This window comes from Arthrobacter crystallopoietes BAB-32 (assembly GCF_000328305.2).
Classification (GTDB): domain Bacteria; phylum Actinomycetota; class Actinomycetes; order Actinomycetales; family Micrococcaceae; genus Crystallibacter; species Crystallibacter crystallopoietes_A.
The window spans coordinates 1-5,610 of sequence record NZ_ANPE02000256.1 but is presented as its reverse complement, the minus strand read 5'-3'; the positions used below and the strand labels follow the sequence as shown (position 1 = coordinate 5,610).

General features: G+C 67.4%; 8 protein-coding genes. 5 read left to right on the top strand and 3 right to left on the bottom strand.

Annotation, left to right across the window (positions count from 1 at the left end; all coding sequences use genetic code 11):
* Both D477_RS18895 and D477_RS18890 read left to right on the top strand, forming a co-directional pair.
* Positions 1–413, top strand: a 413-nt coding sequence (locus D477_RS18895; protein ID WP_005273735.1) for a helix-turn-helix domain-containing protein, incomplete at its 5' end; no start/stop codon positions are given.
* 10 nt (positions 414–423) lie between these two features.
* Entirely contained in the window at positions 424–942 is a 519-nt protein-coding gene (locus D477_RS18890; protein WP_005273732.1) for a hypothetical protein, read from the top strand.
* Here D477_RS18890 and D477_RS21440 read toward each other — a convergent pair.
* From D477_RS21440 to D477_RS18875, 3 genes are all read right to left on the bottom strand, one after another.
* A complete protein-coding gene (locus D477_RS21440; RefSeq protein ID WP_005273730.1) occupies positions 917–1,651 on the bottom strand; it encodes a hypothetical protein in 735 nt (244 codons plus the stop codon). The genes D477_RS18890 and D477_RS21440 overlap by 26 nt on opposite strands.
* A 196-nt stretch (positions 1,652–1,847) precedes the next feature.
* Entirely contained in the window at positions 1,848–3,251 is a 1,404-nt protein-coding gene (locus D477_RS18880) for an aspartate aminotransferase family protein (protein ID WP_005273725.1), read from the bottom strand.
* Positions 3,248–3,733 carry an Lrp/AsnC family transcriptional regulator gene (locus D477_RS18875; RefSeq protein WP_005273722.1) on the bottom strand — a complete coding sequence of 162 codons (486 nt, stop codon included), beginning with the start codon at positions 3,731–3,733 and terminating at the stop codon, positions 3,248–3,250. The genes D477_RS18880 and D477_RS18875 overlap by 4 nt, the downstream gene beginning before the upstream one ends.
* A gap of 222 nt (positions 3,734–3,955) precedes the next feature.
* Here D477_RS18875 and D477_RS18870 point away from each other — a divergent pair, with 222 nt between their 5' ends.
* From D477_RS18870 to D477_RS18865, 3 genes are all read left to right on the top strand, one after another.
* The gene (locus tag D477_RS18870) at positions 3,956–5,062 is read left to right on the top strand and encodes a polyamine ABC transporter substrate-binding protein (RefSeq protein ID WP_337587574.1); all 1,107 of its coding nucleotides are present in this window, start codon (positions 3,956–3,958) and stop codon (positions 5,060–5,062) included.
* Entirely contained in the window at positions 5,023–5,169 is a 147-nt protein-coding gene (locus D477_RS23755) for a hypothetical protein (protein WP_337587573.1), read from the top strand. The genes D477_RS18870 and D477_RS23755 overlap by 40 nt, the downstream gene beginning before the upstream one ends.
* Positions 5,169–5,610: ABC transporter ATP-binding protein (locus D477_RS18865; protein WP_005273719.1), on the top strand; the 442-nt coding region annotated here is incomplete at its 3' end. The genes D477_RS23755 and D477_RS18865, both read left to right, overlap by 1 nt.

Genomic DNA, 5,610 nt, shown 5'->3' with positions numbered 1-5,610 from the left:
CACAGCCGCAGCTCCTTCAGGCCGCGGCCGGCCTGGACGAGGCCGCCCAGGTGGCGGAGACCGCGAGCACCCTGCAGCCCGGGACCAAGCGCTTCTTCCGCTCCACGGACGTCCGCCTGCGCGGCCTGCTCTCGCTGCTGCGCCACGATCCGCGGGTACAGACCTTCGTGGAGGCGGAGCTGGCCGGCGTGCTGGAGTCCGGGAACGACGGCGGCGACCTGGACCTGCTGCAGCGGTACCTGGAGAGCGGGGGCAACAAATCCGAACTGGCGCGCACCGGCTACCTCAGCCGGCCCACGCTCTACGCCCGGCTGGCCCGGCTGGAACAGCGGCTTGGTGTGCGCCTTGACGACGCCGAATCCCGCACTTCGCTGCACGTGGCGCTGCTGGTGCACCGGCTGCAGGGCCTGTAGCCTCGGGACCATGGCCGACCACCTGAGTAAGCTCGTCTCCTCGGTGGGCAAGGGCATCGTCGCCGGACTGGCGGGCACGGCCGTGATGACGGTCTTCCAGAAGTACGTGGAAATGCCCCTGACCCAGCGGCCGGAAAGCTTCACGCCGGCCGAGCTGGCCACCAAGGTCCTGCGCGTCCACCCGAAAACGCGGCAGGGCCGCCGCCGGCTGAACACTGCCGCCCACTTCGCCATCGGCGGGGCCTGGGGTGCCGCCTACGGCCTGGCGGGGGCGGTGGGGCTGCGCGGCCAGAAAGCCGTCCATGCCGTCTTCGCCGTCATCTACGGCGGCGGGACGCTGGCCAGCGCCGCCACCGGATTCTCCCGCCCGCAGGAGTGGAGTGCCAAGGACTGGCTGGTGGACCTGGTCGATATCTACGTCCAGGTCCAGGCCACCGGCTTCGTCTTCGAGCGGCTGCCGCCCAACGCTGAGCGGCTGCCGGGCATTACTCAGCGGCTGCCGGTCAGGACCGCTCCAGCACCGTCCTGAGCCGCGGCACGCGCAGGGCCTGCGGCTCCTTCTGCAGCGGGTCGTTGTATTCGACCGAGAAGGCCGCCGCCCCGGCCGGCGCCAGATAGCTGACCCAGAGCTTTTCCGCCGATCGGGCCGCAATGGCACCGGGCCGCCGGGCCGCGCCTTGCATCGTGATGCTCGCTCCGCTGGCCAGGTCCTTCAGCCGCAGCTGCCCGGGCGAGAACAGCGCGGGCCGGTCGGAGGTGTTGCTGACCTCCACGTCCAGCAGGACCACGTCGCCCCACGTCAGGTTCAGCGGCATGGGCCACTCGCTGCCGGGCAGGGCGCCGCCGGAGTGGTCGTGGCCGCTGGCCGTTGAAGCGAGTTCGACGCCGGCTCCCAGGACGGGCGCAGCTGCGAGGGTCTTGCCGGTTCCCTCGAGCCTCGCCAAGGCGAGCTTGCCGACCAGCGGCGAAGGCCGCCCGTCGGCCGCCAGCCGGCCCAGCCTCGCTGCCCGCAGCAGCCGCACCGAGCCGAAGGACACGGCGGCCGTGGTCCTGGACCGTTCCGCCGTCTTGGCCACCACACCGAAGCTCGCACCGCCGATAATCACCGCCGCACCGCCGCCGAACAGCAGCCCGAGCTGCCGCCTGGTCAGCACCAGTCCCTTGCCCGAACCGTCTATCTCCTCGTCCGGAGCATCCGCGGCCTCCGGTTCCGCTGCCGTCCCATGCAACTGTGCCATGGCTGAATCCGCCTTCCCCCCGGTGGCTTTTAACAGAATTCGATGCTGGCTACAGCCACTTGGAAAAGCCTTGTTCACCACTTTCCGGAGGGCACTACCGCAGAGGGGGCGCCAAGCACACGCACGACGGCGGGTGGCGAGGCTTTGTGCAGGCCTCGCCACCCGCCGTCGTACTGGGCGGAAGGCGCGTTACGCGCTACAGATGGTTCAGTCCCTCCACCAGGACCGAGCGGAGGATCTGTTCGATCTGGTCGAATTCCCGCGGGCCGATGGTCAGCGGCGGGGCGAGCTGGACCACGGGGTCGCCGCGGTCGTCCGCCCGGCAGTAGAGGCCGGCGTCGTAGAGCGCGTTGGAGAGGTAGCCGCGCAGCAGGCGCTCGGATTCGGAGTCGCTGAACGTTTCCTTGGTGGCCTTGTCCTTGACCAGCTCGATGCCGTAGAAGTAGCCCTCGCCGCGGACGTCGCCGACGATCGGCAGGTCCAGCAGCTTCTCCAGCGTGGAGCGGAACAGCGGCGCGTTCTGCCTGACGTGGTCGTTCAGGCCCTCGCGTTCGAAGATGTCCAGGTTCGCCATGGCGACCGCGGCGGAGACCGGGTGCCCGCCGAAGGTGTAGCCGTGGTAGAACGTGGTGTCGCCGTGCTTGAACGGCTCGAACAGCCGGTCCGAGGCGATCATCGCGCCGATGGGGGAGTAGCCGCTGGTCATGCCCTTCGCACAGGTGATCATGTCCGGCACGTAGCCGAAGTCGTCGCTGGCGAACATGGAACCGATCCGGCCGAACGCGCAGATCACCTCATCGGAGACCAGCAGGACATCGTACTCGTCGCAGATTTCGCGCACCCGCTTGAAATAGCCGGGCGGCGGCGGGAAGCAGCCGCCGGAGTTCTGCACCGGCTCCAGGAAGACCGCGGCAACGGTGTCCGGGCCTTCGAACTCGATGGCTTCGCCGATCCGGTCCGCGGCCCAGCGGCCAAAAGCCTCCGGGTCCTCCAGCCCGGCCGGCGCCCGGTACTGGTTGGTGTTCGGCACCCGGAAGGCTCCCGGAACCAGCGGCTCGAACGGGGCCTTCATATCCGGGATGCCGGTGATGGACAGCGCGCCCTGCGGGGTGCCGTGGTAGGCCACCGAGCGGGAGATGACCTTGGTCTTGTTCGGTTTGCCCTGGAGCTTGAAGTACTGCTTGGCCAGCTTCCATGCCGTCTCGACGGCCTCGCCGCCGCCCGTGGTGAAGAAGACGCGGTTCAGGTCGCCCGGTGCATAGTGGGCCAGCCGTTCGGCGAGGTCGATGGCGGCGGAATGGGCGTAGGACCACAGCGGCATGAAGGCCAGTTCGTGCGCCTGCCGGGCTGCGGCCTGGGCCAGTTCCTCGCGCCCGTGGCCGACCTGGACCACGAACAGTCCGGCCAGGCCGTCGATGTATTCGCGGCCCTGGTCGTCGTAGATCAGATGGCCTTCGCCCCGGGTGATCACCGGGACGCTGCCGCCCTGGGCGAGGTTGGAGTGCCGGGCCATGTGCATCCACAAGTGGTCGCGGGCCGCCTGCTGGCGGTCGGTGCCGCGCGGCGTGCTGTAGCTGCGTAGTGTGCTGGTTTGAGTCATCGGGTTCCCCAGTTGTATTCCTGCTTGCGCAGGGAGAGGTACATGAACGTTTCCGTGCTGAGCACGCCCTCGATGCCGCGGATCTCGGTCATGATCCGCAGCAGGTCGTGGTCGTTTTCGCAGATCACTTCGGCCAGGATGTCGAAGGAGCCGGCGGTGACCAGGCAGTAGTCCACCTGGTCCAGCCCGGCGATCCTGTCGGCAACGGCCACCAGATCGTCTTCGGCCTTGATGCCCAGCATTGCCTGGCGGGAAAAGCCAAGCTGCAGCGGGTCGGTCACGGCGACGATCTGCATCACGCCGCTGTCGGTCAGTTTCTGCACGCGCTGCCGGACAGCGGCCTCGGACAGCCCGACGGCTTTGCCGATGGCTGCATAGGACCGTCGGCCGTCCTCCTGCAGCTGCACGATGATCGCCTTGGACACGTCGTCGATAGCGCCGTTGGCGGCCGATACGCTGCCGTGGCTGTGCTGGGTGCTCAAGGTTGTTCCACCTCCTTCGAAGGCTTCGTGGGATTGCTGCTATTGAAGCCGTTGGGCCGCAGCAACGCAAGGCCTTTTGCTGCGAATCCAGAAGTCGAAGCGGAAAATAGCAAAAGGATCAGTTGCGTCACGAAAAATTTACAACTGAAACCCTTGTCTGTGACATAGGCCATCTGCAAGGATCGACGGCACAGCTTCCGTTCGTCTTGACCAGGAGTCCTTATGCCACAGCGCCTACCCGACGATCCCCGCCTGCGCCGCCTGGTATCGGCCCAGCTTTCGCGCCGCAAGATGCTGATGGGCGCCGGCGGACTGACCCTGGCCGGGCTGCTCGCAGCCTGCGGCACCGGCGGGACCGGAACCACATCCGCCGCCGGCGGCGCCACCCCGGCGGAAGACCTCTCCGATTCCGAGAAGGTCGTGAACTGGGCCAACTGGACCCTCTACCTGGACTACGACGACAAGGCCCAGACCTACCCGTCCCTGGACGCGTTCTCCAAGGCCACCGGCATCAAGGCCAACTACTCCGAAGACATCGACGGCAATGACACCTACTTCGGCAAGGTGCAGGGCCAGCTCGCCGCCGGCCAGGACATCGGCCAGGACATCATCACGCTCACGGACTGGATGACCGCCCGGCTGATCCGCCTCGGCTACACGCAGGAACTGGACCTGGCCAACATCCCCAACTCCGCCAATCTGCTCGAAAACCTCAAGAACGTGGACTTCGATCCGGGCCGCAAGCACTCGTTGACCTGGCAGTCCGGTTTCGCGGGCATCGCCTGGAACAAGGAAGCCGTCCCGGGCGGGCTGCGCACCGTCTCCGACCTGTGGAAGCCCGAGCTCAAGGGGCGCGTCGAGGTGCTGGACGAAATGCGCGACACCATGGGCCTGCTCCTGCTGGACAACGGCGTCGACATCTCCGGCCAGTGGGGGACCGCGGAGTTCGACAGCGCCCTGGAGGTCCTCAGCAAGCAGATCTCCGACGGCCAGATCCGCCAGGTCAAGGGCAACTCCTACAAGGAGGACCTGATTTCCGGGGATGCGCTCGCGGTCTTCGCCTGGTCTGGGGACATCACGCAGCTGAATTTCGAAGAAGGCGACAAGTGGGAGTTCGCCCTGCCGGATGCCGGCGGCACGCTCTGGTCCGACAACATGATGGTGCCCATCGGCTCGCCGCACAAGGCCAACGCCGAGGCCCTGATGGACTACTACTACGATCCGGAGAATGCGGCGACAGTGGCCGCCTACGTGAACTACATCTGCCCCGTCCAGGTGCCCGCGAGGCCATGGAGGCCATCGATCCGGAACTGGTCGAGAACCCGCTGATCTTCCCCACGGACGACTTCCTCGCCAACGCCCACGTGCTGCGGACCCTCACTGCGGAAGAGGAGACGGACTTCAGTGACCGGTTCCAGAAAGCGATCGGCAATTGATGGTCCAGCAGCATTTCGCAGAGGAAACAACGACGGCGGGTGGCCGGGACAGTGGGGGAGCGGACCTGACGCTGGCGTCGGTCACCAAACGGTTCACGGACTTCGTCGCCGTGGACGACCTGGACCTGACCATCCCGGCCGGCTCGTTCTTCGCGCTGCTTGGACCGTCGGGCTGCGGCAAGACCACAACGCTGCGCATGGTGGCCGGGCTGGAGCAGCCCACCTCCGGCACCATCCGGATCGGCGGCCAGGACATCACCCGCACCGCCGCCCATGAACGTCCGGTCAACACCGTCTTCCAGAACTACGCCCTGTTCCCGCACATGAGCGTGCTGGACAACGTCGCCTTCGGGCTCAAGCGCCGCAAGGTCCGCGACGCCCAGGCCCAGGCGCAGCGCGCGCTGGAGCTGGTGGAACTCGGGCACCTGGCCGCCCGCCGGC